17 protein-coding genes are annotated in these 18368 nt (G+C 59.2%); all 17 read left to right on the top strand.

Annotated features, from left to right (window positions below; translation table 11 throughout):
• Positions 1-114: 114 nt before the first annotated feature.
• The 17 genes from AC1DNI_RS11275 (at position 115) to AC1DNI_RS11195 (ending at position 18356) form a co-directional block, all read left to right on the top strand.
• Positions 115-1326, top strand: coding sequence for an MFS transporter (locus AC1DNI_RS11275; RefSeq protein ID WP_477691904.1), 1212 nt, complete (start codon positions 115-117; stop codon positions 1324-1326).
• A 441-nt stretch (positions 1327-1767) separates the two neighbouring features.
• On the top strand, positions 1768-2133 hold the full coding sequence (locus tag AC1DNI_RS11270; protein WP_091922538.1) for an NADH-quinone oxidoreductase subunit A: 366 nt from the start codon (positions 1768-1770) through the stop codon (positions 2131-2133).
• Complete coding sequence (locus tag AC1DNI_RS11265) at positions 2124-2705, top strand: NuoB/complex I 20 kDa subunit family protein (RefSeq protein ID WP_477691903.1); 582 nt, start codon at positions 2124-2126, stop codon at positions 2703-2705. The genes AC1DNI_RS11270 and AC1DNI_RS11265 overlap by 10 nt, the downstream gene beginning before the upstream one ends.
• A gap of 9 nt (positions 2706-2714) precedes the next feature.
• Positions 2715-3323, top strand: coding sequence for an NADH-quinone oxidoreductase subunit C (locus AC1DNI_RS11260; RefSeq protein WP_477691902.1), 609 nt, complete (start codon positions 2715-2717; stop codon positions 3321-3323).
• 42 nt (positions 3324-3365) lie between these two features.
• Entirely contained in the window at positions 3366-4556 is a 1191-nt protein-coding gene (locus AC1DNI_RS11255; RefSeq protein WP_091949254.1) for an NADH-quinone oxidoreductase subunit D, read from the top strand.
• Positions 4556-5731, top strand: coding sequence for an NADH-quinone oxidoreductase subunit NuoE (gene nuoE, locus AC1DNI_RS11250; protein WP_113280103.1), 1176 nt, complete (start codon positions 4556-4558; stop codon positions 5729-5731). Before AC1DNI_RS11255 ends, nuoE begins: the two co-directional genes overlap by 1 nt.
• 63 nt (positions 5732-5794) lie before the next feature.
• A complete protein-coding gene (gene nuoF / locus AC1DNI_RS11245; RefSeq protein WP_113280102.1) occupies positions 5795-7096 on the top strand; it encodes an NADH-quinone oxidoreductase subunit NuoF in 1302 nt (433 codons plus the stop codon).
• A 12-nt stretch (positions 7097-7108) separates the two neighbouring features.
• Entirely contained in the window at positions 7109-7678 is a 570-nt protein-coding gene (locus AC1DNI_RS11240) for a 5' DNA nuclease (RefSeq protein ID WP_477691901.1), read from the top strand.
• Between the two features lie 108 nt (positions 7679-7786).
• On the top strand, positions 7787-9868 hold the full coding sequence (gene nuoG / locus AC1DNI_RS11235) for an NADH-quinone oxidoreductase subunit NuoG (RefSeq protein ID WP_477691900.1): 2082 nt from the start codon (positions 7787-7789) through the stop codon (positions 9866-9868).
• A gap of 17 nt (positions 9869-9885) precedes the next feature.
• Positions 9886-10932 (top strand): NADH-quinone oxidoreductase subunit NuoH, encoded by a 1047-nt coding sequence (nuoH, locus tag AC1DNI_RS11230; protein ID WP_027232475.1) that lies wholly within the window; start codon positions 9886-9888, stop codon positions 10930-10932.
• 11 nt (positions 10933-10943) lie between these two features.
• Positions 10944-11435, top strand: coding sequence for an NADH-quinone oxidoreductase subunit NuoI (gene nuoI / locus AC1DNI_RS11225; protein ID WP_027232476.1), 492 nt, complete (start codon positions 10944-10946; stop codon positions 11433-11435).
• 181 nt (positions 11436-11616) lie between these two features.
• The gene (locus AC1DNI_RS11220; RefSeq protein ID WP_027232477.1) at positions 11617-12237 is read left to right on the top strand and encodes an NADH-quinone oxidoreductase subunit J; all 621 of its coding nucleotides are present in this window, start codon (positions 11617-11619) and stop codon (positions 12235-12237) included.
• Positions 12238-12250: 13 nt separating this feature from the next.
• Positions 12251-12559 carry an NADH-quinone oxidoreductase subunit NuoK gene (gene nuoK / locus AC1DNI_RS11215; protein ID WP_027232478.1) on the top strand — a complete coding sequence of 103 codons (309 nt, stop codon included), beginning with the start codon at positions 12251-12253 and terminating at the stop codon, positions 12557-12559.
• A 7-nt stretch (positions 12560-12566) separates the two neighbouring features.
• Entirely contained in the window at positions 12567-14561 is a 1995-nt protein-coding gene (nuoL, locus tag AC1DNI_RS11210; protein ID WP_477691899.1) for an NADH-quinone oxidoreductase subunit L, read from the top strand.
• Positions 14561-16066 (top strand): NADH-quinone oxidoreductase subunit M, encoded by a 1506-nt coding sequence (locus AC1DNI_RS11205; protein ID WP_091922545.1) that lies wholly within the window; start codon positions 14561-14563, stop codon positions 16064-16066. The genes nuoL and AC1DNI_RS11205 overlap by 1 nt, the downstream gene beginning before the upstream one ends.
• A gap of 20 nt (positions 16067-16086) precedes the next feature.
• On the top strand, positions 16087-17511 hold the full coding sequence (gene nuoN / locus AC1DNI_RS11200) for an NADH-quinone oxidoreductase subunit NuoN (protein WP_113280099.1): 1425 nt from the start codon (positions 16087-16089) through the stop codon (positions 17509-17511).
• A gap of 5 nt (positions 17512-17516) precedes the next feature.
• A complete protein-coding gene (locus AC1DNI_RS11195; RefSeq protein ID WP_477691898.1) occupies positions 17517-18356 on the top strand; it encodes a biotin--[acetyl-CoA-carboxylase] ligase in 840 nt (279 codons plus the stop codon).
• Positions 18357-18368: the final 12 nt, after the last annotated feature.

The raw sequence follows: 18368 nt of genomic DNA, 5'->3' as shown, positions 1-18368 counted from the left end.
CACGCTTAACTCACAGTTCCAGCGGAAATGCATCGCTGCATTGCACAATCGTCATTTGTTTAACATGCTGCGCTATGCAGGATCGGTACTTTCTCAAGACTTGCGGTCCTTCCCATGCCTTTGCCGATTCTCGCCTTAGCTATCGCCTCGTTCTGTATCGGAACGACCGAATTCGTGATCATGGGACTGTTGCCTGAGGTCGCTGCGGATCTCGGCGTTTCCATTCCGCACGCGGGCCTGCTGGTGACAGGCTATGCGCTCGGCGTCGTCATCGGTGCACCCATCATTGCCATCGCCACGGCTTCGCTGCCGCGCAAGCCCGTACTCGTTGGACTTGCCATGCTGTTCGTCATTGGCAATTTCCTTTGTGCCATAGCGCCGAACTATTGGATGCTGATGGTCGCGCGCGTCTTTACCGCCTTCGGTCATGGCGCATTTTTTGGTATCGGTTCGGTCGTTGCGGCAAATCTCGTTCCCCGGCACAAGCGCGCGAGCGCGATCGCGCTGCTCTTTGCCGGCCTGACGCTTGCCAACATTCTCGGTGTACCGTTGGGCACCGCACTTGGGGAAGCCTATGGCTGGCGTTCCACCTTCTTTGCGGTTGTCGCGATCGGCATCGCCGCCGTCATTGCCATCGCCTTCCTCGTCCCCGCAGCGAAGGATACGGACAAGGGCGCGGGCATCCTCAGCGAAATCAGGGTGCTTGGCAAGTTGCAGGTATGGCTTGCCATGCTGATATCGGCGCTTGCCTCGGGCAGCCTGTTTGCGGTCTTCACCTATATCAAGCCAATTCTGACCGACGTCTCTGGCCTCCCGGCCTCGTCGGTCACCTGGGTGCTGCTGCTCTTCGGTGCGGGAATTACGCTCGGCAATATCCTGGGCGGCAGGCTCGCCGACTGGAAGCTGATGCCGACGGTGATTGGCTCCCTGCTTGCACTTGTCTTCGTCTATATCGTCTTTGCCGGGGTCAGCACATACCAGTTTGCCGCGATCTCCGGCGTCTTCCTCTGGGGCCTGATCTTTTTCATCGCCATTCCGCCGCTGCAGATGCGCGTGGTGGAAACGGCTGGGGACGCGCCTAATCTTGCGGCGACGCTCAACCAGAGCGCGTTCAATGTGGGCAATGCGGCGGGAGCGTGGATTGGCGGCGTCGCGCTGACAATCGGGGTCTCCTATCAGAATCTACCCTATGTGGCTTCGCTGTTGGCCGCGACCGGACTTGCGGTGGCAACCTGGTCGATGCTGCTCGACAGGAAGCAGCATCGCCAAAAGGCCCTCTGCGAAGAAGGGCAGGGCCTCGGTCTTGAGCCATTGGCAGGTGTTTGAAACCAACACTACTGTACCCTGTTCGGCGCTGAGGGACGGGCGCTTGCGCCGTGTTGGCGCGCGCCTTGGGGATCGCGGCGGTCAGGGGTTAAATCGTTTATAGGACCGAATGTCGCAGTCAGATATCTCTCGCCCAGCAGGCTCGAAAGCGCGGGCCACATTAACATCATTCTAAAGAGGCATTCGCGGGCTATTTGGCGCGAAAACAAGGCAAATCATGCAGAAATTGACGATTTTGGAGCAAGTGGACACTGCGGAAGCTGGAACTTGCGAACAGATTTGCGGCCATCGTCGCACTTGCGCCCATGGCGCTAACGCGCTAACCCTCGCCGCATCGCACCATCTTCCGGGATAGTGTGATCTGTCGCGTATAAGTGGCAGTCATGTGCATAACATGGCATTCTTGTCAGCCTGAGTTCACAAGGCGGAAAAAGACGGATCATGAACGAGCTATTAAGTTCCTACCTGCCCATCGTTATCTTTATCGGGGTAGCGCTGGTAATCGGTCTGGCACTGTTGGTTGCGCCTTTTCTGGTCGCATACAGTGCGCCGGATCCGGAAAAACTGTCGGCCTACGAATGCGGTTTCAACGCGTTCGACGACGCCCGCATGAAGTTCGATGTGCGGTTCTATCTCGTTTCGATCCTGTTCATCATCTTCGATCTGGAAGTGGCCTTCCTGTTCCCGTGGGCGATATCCTTCGGCAAGATTGGCTGGTTCGGCTTCTGGTCCATGATGGTGTTTCTCGCCGTTCTGACGATCGGCTTTATCTATGAGTGGAAGAAGGGAGCGCTGGAATGGGATTGACCGACGGCACCACCACCCTCGTTGCACCAAAACCCAAGGGCATCCTCGATCCGAACACCGGCAAGCCCATAGGTTCGGATGATGCATTCTTTGGCGATATCAATAATGAACTTGCCGACAAAGGCTTCCTCGTCACTTCGGCTGACGCGCTCATTACCTGGGCGCGCACCGGGTCGTTGATGTGGATGACCTTCGGCCTGGCGTGCTGCGCCGTAGAGATGATGCACACGTCGATGCCGCGGTATGACGGCGAGCGCTTCGGCTTTGCGCCGCGCGCTTCCCCGCGCCAGTCGGATGTCATGATCGTTGCGGGCACGCTTACCAACAAGATGGCGCCGGCGCTGCGTAAGGTCTACGACCAGATGCCTGAACCGCGCTATGTGATCTCGATGGGCTCCTGCGCCAATGGCGGCGGGTATTATCACTACTCTTATTCCGTAGTGCGCGGCTGCGACCGTGTCGTTCCCGTCGATATCTATGTGCCCGGCTGCCCGCCCACCGCGGAAGCGCTTCTCTACGGCGTTTTGCTCCTGCAAAAGAAGATCCGCCGCACCGGCACGATCGAGCGATAGGAGAGGGCGATGTTCGAAGAAGCCTTGGGTGAACTCTCCCGCCATCTCGGCGAACAGCCGTCACTGGGAATAAAGTCCGCCGAACTCGTCTATGGCGAGTTGACGGTCGAGGTTGGCGGCGACAAGCTGATCGATACACTGACGTTCCTGCGTGACGACGTACAATGCCAGTTCATTTCGCTGATCGACATCAGCGGTGTGGATTATCCGTCACGCGAGCATCGCTTCGACGTCGTCTATCACCTCCTGTCCCCGCGCCAGAACCTGCGCATCCGCGTCAAGGTCACAACAGACGAGGATACGCCGGTTCCCTCGGCGACAGCGGTCTATCCCGGTGCCGATTGGTACGAGCGCGAAACCTACGATCTTTACGGCGTGCTCTTTTCGGGTCATCCGGATCTTCGCCGCATCCTCACCGACTACGGCTTCGAGGGGCACCCGCTGCGCAAGGATTTCCCGCTGACCGGGTTTGTCGAAGTGCGCTACGACGACGAGATCAAGCGGGTTGTTTACGAACCTGTCGAACTTCGCCAGGAATTTCGCAATTTCGACTTCCAGTCGCCATGGGAAGGCACGGATTACGTGCTGCCGGGCGATGAGAAGGCGCAGACAAATTGAGCGTGTTGATGAGACTGTGTCTCCCATCTCGCGGAGCAAGCGATGACTGAACATAGCGTCCGTAACTTTAACATCAACTTCGGCCCGCAACATCCTGCGGCGCATGGCGTTTTGCGCCTCGTGCTCGAGCTTGACGGCGAGGTGGTGGAACGCGTCGATCCGCATATCGGCCTCCTGCATCGCGGCACAGAGAAGTTGATGGAGGCCAAGACCTACCTGCAGGCCGTGCCCTATCTCGATCGGCTCGACTACGTGGCTCCGATGAACCAGGAGCATGCCTATGCGCTTGCCGTCGAGCGCCTGCTCGAGATCGAGGTGCCAAGGCGCGGTCAGCTTATCCGTGTGCTTTTTTCCGAGATAGGCCGCATTCTATCCCACCTTTTGAACGTGACGACGCAGGCCATGGACGTTGGCGCGCTGACGCCGCCGCTCTGGGGTTTTGAAGAGCGCGAAAAGCTGATGGTGTTCTACGAGCGAGCCTGCGGCGCGCGCATGCACGCCGCCTATTTCCGGCCAGGCGGTGTTCATCAGGACATCCCGGACAAACTCGTCGAAGATATCGGCAAATGGTGCGATCCGTTCCTTCAGACAGTAAAGAACCTCGACGATCTCATCACGCCAAACCGCATTTTCAAGCAGCGCAATGTCGATATCGGCGTCGTTACGCTTGAGGATGCGTGGGCATGGGGCTTCTCCGGTGTCATGGTGCGCGGCTCGGGCGCCGCCTGGGATCTGCGCAAGTCGCAGCCCTATGAATGTTACTCCGAGATGGAGTTCGATATTCCCATCGGCAAGAATGGCGATTGCTATGATCGTTATCTGATCCGCATGGAGGAGATGCGCCAGTCTGTGCGGATCATGCGCCAGTGCGTCGACCTTTTGCTTGGCAAGGAACGTGTTGGGCCGGTATCGAACACGTCGGCCAAGATCGTACCGCCGAAGCGCGGCGAGATGAAGCGCTCGATGGAAGCGCTGATCCATCACTTCAAACTCTACACGGAAGGCTATCACGTCCCCGCCGGGGAGGTTTATGCGGCCGTGGAAGCGCCCAAGGGCGAGTTCGGCGTTTTCCTCGTCTCGGACGGGTCCAACAAGCCGTACCGCGTGAAATTGCGCGCACCAGGCTTTGCCCATCTCCAGGCCATGGACTTCATGTGCCGTGGCCACATGCTCGCCGACGTATCGGCGGTGCTCGGCTCGCTCGATATCGTATTTGGTGAGGTTGATCGTTAATGTCCGTCCGTCGTCTTGCAGAAGATAATATCCAGCCAGCGGCATTCGCGTTCAATCGCGAAAACAGTGCCTGGGCCGAGAAAGCGATTGCCAAATATCCGAAGGGGCGTGAGCAGTCGGCTGTTATCCCCTTGCTGATGCGCGCGCAGGAGCAGGATGGCTGGGTCACGAAGGCAGCGATCGAACATGTCGCCGGCATGCTCGACATGCCGCTGATCCGTGTGCTCGAAGTCGCCACCTTCTATACGCAGTTCCAGTTGAAGCCGGTCGGAACGCGGGCGCACATCCAGGTATGCGGCACCACGCCGTGCATGCTGCGGGGAGCGGACGAGCTCAAGCGCGTCTGCCAGCACAAGATTCACCACGAGCAGTTCCACACCAACGAAGCCGGCACGCTGTCGTGGGAAGAGGTCGAGTGCCTTGGCGCCTGCGTCAATGCTCCGATGGTCATGGTGTTCAAGGACACCTATGAGGATCTGACCCCGGAACGGCTCGAGGAAATCATCGACGCCTTCGAGGCTGGAAACGGCGCCTCGGTCCCGGTAGGACCGCAGATTGACCGCATCTTCTCGGCACCCGAAGGCGGCCTCACATCGCTGACGGATGGAAATGGCGCCGCCACGCCGAAGAGCGCAGGACAGGCTGCCCCAGATAGCGCATCCATACCGCCTTCGAACGCGGCAAAGCCCGTCACGCACGACGAAACGACCAATGCTGCGATCAAGTCGCCATCAAGGGTGAAGGCCACGAAGGCGGCCGAGGATGCGACGTCGAAGCCGGCAGCAAAGCCTGTTGCTGCACGTACCATCAAGAACCCTCCGATCGCGGAAGGTTCGCTCGGTGAGAAGCCTGACGTCCAGGGCGTAGATATCGCCGCAAAGCCTGTTTCGCTGGAAGACAAGAGCCGGCCGGCCGCAATCGAAAGACCGGCCGTCATTGACGATCTGAAGCTGATTGCAGGCGTTGGCCCGAAGATTGAAGATATCTTGCATGAGCTTGGCATTTTCACCTTCGCCCAGGTCGCTGCCTGGAAGAAGGCCGAGCGGGAGTGGGTCGACAACTACCTGAACTTCAAGGGCCGCATCGAGCGCGACGAGTGGGTCAAGCAAGCCAAGGCTTTGGCCAAGGGCGGCGAAGCGGAATACATCAAGGTTTTCGGCAAGAAGCCGAGATGATCAATTTGGCGGCTGCCTTGAGCGCCCGCCTGGAATGGACGAAGAGAGTAGGACAGGTGCGAAATGCTCGCTGACAAAGACCGCATCTTCACCAATATTTACGGCCACAAGGACAAGTCCTTGAAGGGCGCGATGAGCCGTGGCAATTGGGACGGCACCAAGCAGATCCTCGAAAAGGGTCGCGACTGGATCATCAACGAAATGAAGGCATCCGGCCTTCGTGGTCGTGGTGGCGCGGGCTTTCCGACCGGGTTGAAATGGTCGTTCATGCCCAAGGAAAGCGACGGACGGCCGCATTACCTCGTCGTCAATGCCGACGAGTCCGAGCCCGGTACCTGCAAGGACCGCGATATCATGCGGCACGATCCGCATACGCTGATCGAAGGCTGCCTGATTGCCGGTTTCGCCATGGGCGCCAACACCTGCTACATCTATGTGCGCGGCGAATATATCCGCGAGCGCGAGGCGCTGCAGGCGGCAATCGACGAATGCTACGATGCCGGCCTTCTTGGCAAGAACAACAAGAACGGCTGGGACTACGATATCTTCGTCCATCATGGCGCCGGCGCCTATATTTGCGGCGAGGAAACAGCGCTTCTCGAGAGCCTCGAAGGCAAGAAGGGCCAGCCACGCCTGAAACCCCCGTTTCCGGCAAATATGGGGCTCTATGGTTGCCCGACCACCGTCAACAATGTCGAGTCGATCGCCGTTGCGCCGACGATCCTGCGTCGCGGCGCAGCGTGGTTCTCCGGTATCGGCCGCCCGAACAATGTCGGCACCAAGCTCTTCATGCTTTCCGGTCACGTGAACAAGCCATGCACTGTCGAAGAAGCCATGGGCATCACGTTCCGCGAGCTCGTCGACAAACATGGCGGCGGTATTCGCGGTGGCTGGGACAATCTTCTGGCGGTCATTCCCGGCGGCGCTTCCTGCCCGGTGGTTCCGGCAGCAGATATTATCGATTGCCCGATGGACTTCGACGGGCTGCGTGCAGTCAAGTCGTCGTTCGGAACGGCGGCTGCGATCGTCATGGACAAGTCCACCGACATTGTCCGCGCCATTGCCCGTATTTCCTATTTCTTCAAGCATGAAAGCTGCGGCCAGTGCACGCCTTGCCGCGAAGGCACGGGCTGGATGTGGCGCGTGATGGAGCGCATGGTCACCGGCAACGCGCAAAAGCGCGAGATCGAGATGCTGCTCGACGTCACCAAGCAGATCGAGGGTCATACGATCTGTGCGCTTGGCGATGCCGCGGCATGGCCGGTTCAGGGCCTCATTCGCAGTTTCCGCCCTGAAATTGAGCGCCGCATCGACGAGTTTTCCCGCAATGCCTCGCCGAGCCCTGTGCTCGAAGCGGCAGAATAGGTGGAAAGTCCGATGGCAGACAACGCAAAACATCGCATCGACACTTGGACGGCCTTGATGCCGAACCACACGGTTGCGGCAGTCAACCTGTTGACGCCGTCGCTGGGCGCGGCCGCCGCCGCATCCGCAATCGGTCTTGGCATTGCCAGCCAGATGTGGGGTTTCTGGGCCGGTGCTTTTGCCGGGGCGTTTGATCTGAACTCGAAGACGGCGGAAGCCGGTGCTCCGCGCGTTGCAGCGGACGTCGATGATCTCAAGACGATCATTCGCGGCAAGACTGCCACGGCACCCGCGAAGCGGCTTCCGGCATCCGTAGAGCCCGAGATTGTTCCGGTTGAAACTGCAATTGCCGCGAAATTGGCTCCGGCCGTGGCGACTGGGGCCGACGACCTGAAGCTGATCGCGGGCATAGGGCCGAAGCTCGAGCAGGTCTTGAACGGCATGGGAATAAGCACCTATGCGCAGATTGCCGGCTGGACGACGGACGTGATCGCGAAGGTCGAGGACGAACTCAAGTTCGGGGGGCGCATTGTGCGCGACGATTGGGTTGGCCAGGCAAATCGATTGATGGGGAAACCCTGAACAAGGTGCGCGCCGGTTGTTACCCGGCACGTTGAGAATTAAGGGCATTTCGGCAACTGCGGAAATGCCGGACTGGAATGCGGTATGTTCCGCGAGGTTGGACGGACGATGGCAAAGATCAAAGTCGACGGTAAGGAAATAGAGGTACCGGATCACTATACGCTTCTGCAGGCTGCGGAAACGGCGGGTGCCGAGGTTCCGCGCTTCTGCTTCCACGAGCGTTTGTCGATTGCCGGCAATTGCCGCATGTGCCTGATCGAAGTGAAGGGCGGACCGCCGAAGCCGGCAGCGTCCTGCGCCATGGGCGTGCGCGATCTGCGCCCCGGTCCCAATGGCGAGACACCGGAAATCTTCACCAATACGCCGATGGTCAAGAAGGCCCGCGAAGGCGTGATGGAATTCCTGCTCATCAACCATCCGCTCGATTGCCCGATCTGCGATCAGGGCGGCGAATGCGATCTGCAGGACCAGGCTATGGCCTTTGGCGTCGATTCCTCGCGTTATCGCGAGAATAAGCGCGCCGTCGAGGACAAATATATTGGTCCTCTCGTCAAGACGATCATGACGCGCTGCATCCATTGCACGCGCTGCGTCCGCTTTACGACGGAAGTTGCCGGCATTTCCGAACTCGGCCTGATCGGCCGCGGCGAAGATGCCGAGATCACCACCTATCTCGAACGGGCGATGACCTCCGAACTCCAGGGCAACGTCATCGACCTTTGCCCGGTCGGTGCGCTGACCTCGAAGCCCTATGCCTTCCAGGCACGTCCCTGGGAGTTGAACAAGACGGAATCCATCGATGTGATGGATGCAGTCGGCTCGGCGATCCGCGTCGATACCCGTGGCCGCGAAGTCATGCGCATCCTGCCGCGCGTCAACGAGCAGGTGAACGAGGAATGGATTTCCGACAAGACGCGCTTCATCTGGGACGGCCTGCGCACGCAGCGCCTCGACCGTCCCTATATCCGCAAGGACGGGCGTCTCGTTGCCGCCACCTGGCCGGAGGCCTTCGACGCGATCAGGGCCGCCGTTGCCAAGACTGACGGCAGCAAGATCGGCGCGATTGCCGGCGATCTCGCCAGTGTCGAGGAGATGTATGCGCTTAAGGCGCTGATGGCGTCGCTTGGTTCGGCCAATATCGACGCACGCCAGGACGGCTCGGCGCTTGCTACGGCAGGCGGCCGCGCTTCATACATTTTCAATCCGACGATCGACGGAATCGAGCAGGCTGATGCGATCCTCATTATCGGATCAAATCCGCGTTTCGAGGCATCGCTGCTCAACGCCCGCATCCGCAAGCGCTGGCGTGCCGCTGGAACGCCGATCGGCCTGATCGGCGAACAGGCCGACCTGCGCTATAAATACGAATACCTTGGCGCTGGCGCCGAGACGCTCGCCGATCTTGCGGCTGGATCGATGAATTTCCTGTCGGTTCTGAAGACGGCCAAGAACCCGATGATCATCGTCGGGCAGGGTGCTCTATCGCGCGCGGACGGCCAGTCGGTATTGGGACTTGGGGCAAAGATCGCCGCTGAAGCCGGCGCTCTGCGCGACGACTGGAACGGATTTGGCGTGGTGCATACCGCTGCGAGCCGTGTCGGCGCGCTCGACATCGGCTTCGTGCCGGGTGAGGGCGGCAAGACCGTAGCCGAGATGCAGGGCGCGATGGATGTTCTGTTCCTGCTCGGCGCCGACGAACTCGACTGGTCCGGCAAGGACAAGGCATTCACGGTGTACATCGGCACGCATGGTGATCAGGGCGCGCACAATGCCGACGTGATTCTGCCCGGCGCGACCTATACGGAAAAGTCGGGCACCTATGTGAACACCGAAGGCCGCGTACAAATGACGAACCGCGCCGGCTTTGCGCCTGGCAACGCCAAGGAAGACTGGGCAATCCTGCGCGCTCTATCCGACACACTCGGCAAGAAATTACCGTTCGACTCGCTCGCGGCCTTGCGCTCCGGCCTCTATGTAGAGTATCCGCATCTCGCTTCGGTCGACTCGATCGAAGCCGGCAATCCTGCCGATGTCGAGAAGCTGGCGAGTGCAATCGGCGCAGTCGAGAAGACGGCCTTCATCTCGCCGGTCAAGGATTTCTACTTGACCAACCCGATCGCACGCGCCTCTGCCGTCATGGCCGAGTGTTCGGCGCTCGCCAAGGGCGGCTTCAAGCAGGCGGCCGAGTAGGCGGGAAAGAGACTGATATGGAAGAGATTTTCGCAACCTACATCCTGCCGCTGCTGATCATCCTCGGCAAATCACTGCTGTTGCTGGTGGTGATGCTGCTGATCATCGCCTATCTGCTTCTGGCGGATCGCAAGGTCTGGGCGGCCGTGCAGTTGCGGCGCGGCCCCAACGTCGTCGGGCCGTTTGGTTTGCTGCAGTCCTTCGCCGACCTTTTAAAGTTCGTCGTCAAGGAACCGATCATCCCATCCGGCGCCAACAAGGGCATTTTCCTGCTTGCGCCGCTCGTATCGTCCGTCCTTGCCATGGCGGCCTGGGCTGTCATTCCGGTCAATGAGGGCTGGGCGGTCGCCAACGTCAATGTCGGCATCCTTTACGTCCTCGCCATTTCGTCGCTCGAAGTCTACGGCGTCATCATGGCGGGCTGGGCGTCCAATTCGAAATATCCGTTTCTTGGCGCGCTGCGCTCGGCCGCGCAGATGGTGTCATACGAAGTCTCGATCGGCTTCGTGATCGTCACCGTCCTCCTTTGCGTGGGTTCGCTCAATCTGACCGACATTGTCATGTCGCAGACGACCGGCCTCGGCACGATGATCGGTCTGCCGAATACGTTCCTCGACTGGCATTGGCTCGGCTTGTTCCCGATGTTCATCATCTTCTTCATTTCGGCACTGGCGGAGACCAACCGTCCACCCTTCGATCTGGTCGAAGCCGAATCGGAACTCGTCGCCGGCCACATGATCGAATATTCGTCCACGGCGTTCCTGCTGTTCTTCCTCGGCGAATATGTCGCCATCACCCTGATGTGCGCGCTGACGACGATCCTCTTCCTCGGCGGCTGGCTGCCACCCGTCGATGTGTGGTTCCTGAACTGGGTGCCTGGCGTCATCTGGTTCCTGCTGAAGCTGTTCCTTTGCTTTTTCATGTTCGCCATGGTGAAGGCTTTCGTTCCGCGCTACCGCTATGACCAGTTGATGCGCCTTGGCTGGAAGGTATTCCTGCCGATCTCGATCTTCATGGTCGTCGCCACCGCGGCCTTCCTCAAAATCACCGGCCTGACGCCTTAAGGAGAACGAGCATGGCACAACTGGCACAAGCTGCTAAATCGCTCCTGCTTCTGGAATTCGTCGGGGCGTTCTTCCTGTCGATGCGGCAGTTCTTTGCGCCTAAGGCGACGCTGAACTATCCGTACGAAAAGGGGCCGGTCAGCCCGCGCTTTCGCGGTGAACACGCGCTGCGCCGTTATCCAAACGGCGAAGAACGCTGCATTGCCTGCAAGCTGTGCGAGGCGATCTGCCCGGCACAGGCGATCACGATCGAGGCTGGTCCGCGCCGCAATGACGGCACGCGCCGCACGGTTCGTTATGATATCGACATGGTGAAGTGCATCTACTGCGGCTTCTGCCAGGAAGCATGCCCTGTCGACGCGATCGTCGAGGGGCCGAATTTCGAGTTCGCCACGGAAACACGCGAAGAACTCTACTACGACAAGGAACGTCTGCTTGCCAACGGCGATCGTTGGGAGCGGGAACTGGCGCGCAACATCGCGATGGATGCGCCCTATCGCTGAATATGAACTGCGCGCATGTGTCTTGGCCGTTGATCTTCAACCGGCGGGGAACATGCGCTAAGAGGCTTGAAAAATTGAAAGATCATTTGGCCGCAACGGCAAACGATCCGTTTGAATTGGCAGTTTTATCTGCCGGGTTTAATGGCAGGACGACCTGCCAGAATGGAAATCGGGGGAACCCATGCTGACAGGTATCGCGGCGGCGTTTTTCTATCTCTTCGCCTTCATCACTGTAGCCAGTGGTTTCATGGTTATTGCTGCACGCAATCCCGTGCATTCCGTGCTGTTCCTGATCCTCGCCTTCTTCAATGCGGCCGGTCTATTCCTGCTGACCGGCGCCGAATTCCTGGCGATGATCCTTCTCGTCGTTTATGTCGGCGCTGTGGCGGTGCTCTTCCTTTTCGTCGTCATGATGCTGGATGTGGACTTTGCCGAACTGAAGAGCGGAGCGCTGCAATATGCGCCGATCGGCGCACTGGTCGGGCTCATCCTGGCCGCTGAGCTGATCATCGTTCTTGGCGGTTCGATTTTCGCGCCGACGCTGACCGCATCGCCGGTCCAGCCGACGCCCGATCTTGCGACCCGCACCAACACTGCAGCGCTCGGCGACATTCTTTATACGGACTACATCTATTTCTTCCAGATTGCCGGGCTGGTGCTTCTGGTTGCGATGATCGGCGCCATTGTTCTGACGCTGCGGCACAAGCCGAACATCAAGCGCCAGAACATCGCGCAGCAGGTGGCTCGCACGCCTGCAACGGCCATCGAGGTCAAGCAGGTCGAAACCGGCAAGGGTATCTGACAGGAGCGTCATGATGGAAATTGGTATCGCACATTATCTGACTGTCTCTGCCCTGCTGTTCACGCTCGGGATCTTCGGCATCTTCCTCAACAAGAAGAACATTATCGTCATCCTGATGTCGGTCGAATTGATCCTGCTTGCGGTCAATCTGAATTTCGTGGCGTTTTCCGCCGCTCTGCACGATCTGGTCGGCCAGGTCTTTGCGCTGTTTGTCCTGACCGTCGCCGCCGCCGAGGCAGCCATCGGTCTTGCTATTCTCGTCGTGTTCTACCGCAATCGTGGATCGATTGACGTAGAAGACGTCAACATGATGAAAGGTTGACGGGGGCATGCTGTATCTGGCGATTGTCTTCCTTCCGCTGCTCGGCTTCCTGATCGCCGGGCTTTTCGGCTCCGCTATCGGCGCGAAGGCGAGCGAATATGTCACGACCGGCTTTCTGATCGTCTGCGCCATCCTTTCGTGGATCGCATTCGGCTCGGTCGCCCTTGGGCATACCGAGGCGTTCAAGATTCCTGTGGCGCATTGGGTCGAGTCTGGCTCGCTGAGCTTCGACTGGTCGCTGCGCATCGACACGCTGACGGCGGTCATGCTCGTCGTCGTGAATACGGTCTCGGCGCTAGTTCATACCTATTCGATCGGCTACATGCACCATGACCCCGATCGCCCGCGCTTCTTCGCCTATCTCTCGCTCTTCACCTTTGCCATGCTGATGCTGGTGACGGGCGACAATCTCGTCCAGATGTTCTTCGGTTGGGAAGGCGTCGGTCTTGCCTCGTACCTGCTGATCGGGTTCTGGTACAAGAAGCCATCCGCCAACGCTGCGGCCATGAAGGCCTTCATCGTCAACCGCGTCGGCGACTTCGGTTTCCTTCTCGGTATTTTCTCCTTGTTCGTTCTGTTCGATACGGTCCAGTTCGACACACTGTTCGCGTCAGCCGCGCAATATCTGCCGGCAGAAGGCGCCGCAACCGACGGCAGCCAGGTCGTTCTCAACTTCCTTGGCTATACGCTTGATAAGCAAGGCGCAATCACGATTGCCGCGCTCCTGCTCTTCATGGGTGCGATGGGCAAGTCGGCGCAGTTCCTGCTGCACACCTGGTTGCCGGATGCCATGGAGGGTCCGACCCCTGTTTCAGCGCTCATCCATGCCGCAACGATGGTCACGGCCGGCGTTTTCATGGTCGCGCGCCTGTCGCCAATCTTTGAACTTTCGCACACGGCGCTGATGTTCGTCACTTTCATCGGCGCAACGACCGCGTTCTTCGCGGCTACGGTTGGCCTCGTTCAGAACGACATCAAGCGCGTGATTGCTTATTCGACCTGTTCGCAGCTCGGCTACATGTTCGTGGCGCTCGGTGTCGGCGCCTATGGCGCAGGCATATTCCACCTGTTCACGCACGCCTTCTTCAAGGCGCTGCTGTTCCTCGGCGCGGGCTCGGTCATCCATGCCGTTTCGAACGAGCAGGACATGCGCCACATGGGCGGACTGCGCAAGCTCATCCCGACAACCTACTGGATGATGATCATCGGCACTGTTGCCCTGACCGGTCTCGGCATTCCGGGCACGCTGATCGGCACGGCCGGTTTCTTCTCGAAGGACATGATCATCGAGTCGGCCTTCGCTTCGCATAATCCGGTGGCGAACTACGCCTACATTCTTCTTGTCATAGCCGCTGTCTTTACCAGCTTCTATTCGTGGCGCCTGATTTTCATGACGTTCCATGGCAAGCCCCGCGCCAGCCACGATGTCATGCATCACGTGCATGAGTCGCCCTATGTGATGCTGGTGCCGCTCTTCATTCTCGCGGCAGGCGCACTCTTTGCCGGCGTGATGTTCCACGAGCACTTCTTCGGCCACGAATATGCCGAGTTCTGGAAAGGCGCGCTGTACACGGCTCCGGGCAACGAGATTCTCGAGGAACACCACCACGTGCCGTTCATCGTGCAGCTGTCGCCATTCATTGCGATGGTCGTTGGGTTCCTGGTCTCGTGGCAGTTCTATATCCGCTCGCCGGAAACACCCAAGCGCCTCGCTGCCCAGCATCCTGGCCTTTATCAGTTCCTGCTCAACAAGTGGTATTTCGACGAGCTCTACGACTTCCTCTTCGTTCGCCCGGCGAAAGCGCTCGGACGGTTCCTGTGGAAGCAGGGCGATGGCTGGCTGATCGACGGCCATGGCCCCGATGGAATTTCGGCGCGCGTCGTTGACGTGACCAATCGCGTCGTACGGCTGCAGACGGGTTACCTTTATCACTATGCGTTCGCGATGCTCATTGGGGTCGCCGCACTCGTCACCTGGATGATGCTCGGGAGCAACTTCTAATGACCGACTGGCCAATTCTCTCGACCGTTACCTTTCTGCCGTTGGTCGGTGTTCTGCTCATCCTGTTCATCCGTGATGACAGCGACTCAGCGCGGACGAACATCCGCAATGTGACGCTGTGGACGACGATCATCACGTTCCTGCTGTCGCTGCCGATCTGGTACTATTTCGATAACAGCCAGTCGGGCTTCCAGTTCGTCGAAAAGGCGGCGTGGCTCGACTCGGGTATCTCGTACCATATGGGCGTCGACGGCATTTCCATGCTGTTCGTCATCCTGACGACATTCCTGATGCCGCTTTGCATCCTTGCGAGCTGGGATGCCATCCAGAACCGCGTCAAGGAATATATGATCGCATTCCTCGTGCTGGAAACGCTGATGATCGGCGTCTTCTGTGCGCTTGATATCGTGCTTTTCTACGTGTTCTTCGAAGCTGTTCTGGTGCCTATGTTCATCATCATCGGCGTTTGGGGTGGCAAGCGGCGCGTTTATGCAAGCTTCAAGTTCTTCCTTTATACGCTGCTCGGCTCGGTGCTGATGCTGCTTGCCATCATGGCGATGTACTGGCAGGCTGGCACGACGGACATTCCGACGCTGCTCGCCTACAAGTTCCCGGCATCCATGCAGACCTGGCTGTGGCTGGCATTCTTTGCCTCCTTCGCCGTCAAGATGCCGATGTGGCCGGTCCATACCTGGCTTCCCGATGCGCACGTCGAAGCGCCGACCGCGGCTTCCGCGATCCTTGCCGGCATTCTGTTGAAGCTCGGCGGCTACGGTTTCATCCGCTTCTCGCTGCCGATGTTCCCACTTGCCTCCGCCGATTTTGCGCCGCTGATCTATACGCTCTCGGTTGTCGCCATTATCTACACGTCGCTCGTTGCCCTGATGCAGGAAGACGTGAAGAAGCTCATTGCCTACTCATCGGTCGCGCATATGGGCTATGTGACCATGGGCATCTTCGCGGCCAACGAGCAGGGCATCCAGGGTGCATTGTTCCAGATGCTATCGCACGGCCTCGTGTCGAGCGCGCTGTTCCTTTGCGTTGGCATCATCTATGACCGCACCCATACCCGCGAGATCGCGGCCTATGGCGGCCTCGTCAACAACATGCCGAAATATGCCGTCGTCTTCATGATCTTCACCATGGCGAATGTCGGCCTGCCGGGTACGTCCGGGTTCGTGGGCGAATTTCTGACGCTCCTCGGCGTCTTCCGCGTCAACACGTGGGTGGCGATGTTCGCGGCAAGCGGTGTTATTTTCTCTGCGGCCTATGCGCTCTGGCTTTATCGCCGCGTCATCTTCGGCGTGCTCGACAAGGACAGCCTGAAATCGCTGCTCGACATGACGACGCGTGAGAAAGCCGTGGTCTATCCGCTGGTTATTCTGACGATCTTCTATGGCGTCTACCCCATGCCGATCTTCGATGCGACGGCAAGCTCCGTGCACGCCCTCATCAATCAATACAATAATGCGCTGTCCTCGGCCGCCACACTGGCGCTGAAATAGCAGGAAGAGGCCTAACCGACATGATTGCCAACTTGACGCTTATGGCTCCTGAACTGCTCATCGCGGGCGGCGCGCTCGTGCTGTTGATGATCGGCGCGTTTTCCGGCGAGCGGGCAAACGGGCTGGTTGGCGGGCTTGCCGTTGCACTGCTTCTCGCCGCACTCGCGCTTGTCGTCATATTCCCGCAGGATGGCCATGTTTTCGGACGCGCCTTTGTCAGCGATCCTTTCTCTCGCTTCATGAAGGTGTTGACGCTTGTCGGTTCAGTGGTGACGCTGGTGATGTCGGCGGGCTTTGCCAAGGAACAGAAGTTCGACAAGTTCGAGTTCCCGATCCTCGTCCTTTTGGCGACGCTCGGCATGCTGCTGATGATTTCGGCGAATGATACGCTCTCGCTCTATCTTGGCCTCGAACTGCAGTCGCTCGCGCTCTACGTCGTCGCTGCCATCAATCGCGACAACGTCCGTTCGACCGAAGCTGGTCTCAAATATTTCGTGCTCGGCGCTTTGTCATCCGGCATGCTTCTCTACGGCATTTCGCTGGTCTATGGCTTTACCGGACATACCGGCTTTGAAGCGATCGCGCAGGCGCTCAGCGGCGGCGAACGTCAGCTCGGCGTCGTCTTTGGCCTTGTTTTCATCCTGGCCGGCCTTGCCTTCAAGATCTCGGCCGTCCCGTTCCATATGTGGACCCCTGATGTTTACGAAGGCGCACCGACACCGGTGACGGCTTTCTTCGCCTCGGCCCCAAAGATGGCGGCGATGGCACTTCTGACCCGCGTCGTCAGCGAAACGTTCCAGCCGATCACCCACGATTGGCAACAGGTCGTCGTTTTCATTGCCATCGCCTCGATGGTGCTCGGTGCGTTTGCGGCTATCGGCCAGCGTAACATCAAGCGGCTGATGGCCTATTCGTCGATCAGTCACATGGGTTACGCGCTCGTGGGTCTCGCCGCCGGGACTGTTGTCGGCGTGCGCGGCGTTGCAATCTACATGCTCATTTATCTCGTCACCACGCTTGGTACCTTCGCCTTCATTCTGGCGATGCGACGCAAGGACGGCAATGTCGAGCAGATCAGCGATTTGTCCGGGCTCTCGCGCACCAATCCGATCATGGCGACGATCCTGACGATCCTCATGTTCTCGCTCGCAGGCATTCCGCCGCTCGCCGGCTTCTGGGGCAAATGGTACACCTTCCTTGCTGCGATGCAGGCAAACCTCTATGCGCTGGCGATCATCGGCATCGTCGCCTCGGTCGTGGGCGCATTCTACTATCTGCGCATCATCAAGATCATGTGGTTCGATGAACCGGCAGGTGCGTTCGTGCCCATGGCCGGCGAGTTGCGGCTTGTTCTTGGCGTTTCCGGCCTGCTGGTCCTGTTCTATGTCTTCGTCGGCGGACCGGTCAGCACCTATGCGGAAGCTGCTGCGAAAACCTTCTTCTGACGACTATGGGCTTTTCCCTATCGCCCCTGGCCCAGCAAAACTTCTATCGCCTTGAAGCCTTTGAGACGATAGGTTCAACCAATGCCGTGGCGTTGGAGCGGGCACTTGCGGGCGACCCGGGAAAGCTCTGGATTGTTTCCAAGCAGCAGGAAAGTGGGCGCGGACGGCGCGGGCGCGCCTGGGCGACATCGCACGGCAACCTCGCGGCCTCGCTGCTGCTCACCGGTGCATTCGACCTGAAGGCCGCGGCGACGCTCGGCTTTGTCGCGGGCCTTGCACTGGCCGACGCACTCGACGCGGTCTGCCCATCGACTGCCTTCTCGGTTGGCCTCGACGGTGCCGGCAATCGCGGTCCGACCAGCGCGCCGCTGCGTGTCGAGTTGAAGTGGCCGAACGATCTGCTTGCAGGCGGGGCAAAACTCGCCGGTATCCTGCTCGAGTCCACCCAGCTTGCGGCCAATCGTTTCGCGATTGTCATCGGTATTGGTGTCAACGTCGTGGCATACCCTGAATACGTGCCTTATCCGGCAACGTCGCTTGCCCGCCTTGGGGCTGATTGCAATGCCGAAACGCTGTTTCTGGCGCTGTCCGACGCCTGGCAGGAAAACAGCTGGGTTTGGAACGAGGGACGGGGACTTGCCGAAGTTCGCAAGCGCTGGCTGGCACGCGCGGCCGGCCTCGGCAGCGAGGTCGCTGTGCGAGTCGACGGAGCGGTCCTGCGTGGTATATTCGAAACCATTGACGAAGATTGCCGTTTCGTCATTCGCGACAGCGAGGGCGAGCGCATAAAGATCGCCGCTGGTGATGTGCATTTTGGTGCGGTGGCGTCCGCAAGGGCTGAATAGAATTCGGCTATT

The sequence above is a fragment of the Phyllobacterium sp. 01N428 genome (assembly GCF_056399405.1).
The sequence above is the reverse complement of the archived record's forward strand: the minus strand, read 5'-3'. Positions and strand labels throughout refer to the sequence as shown.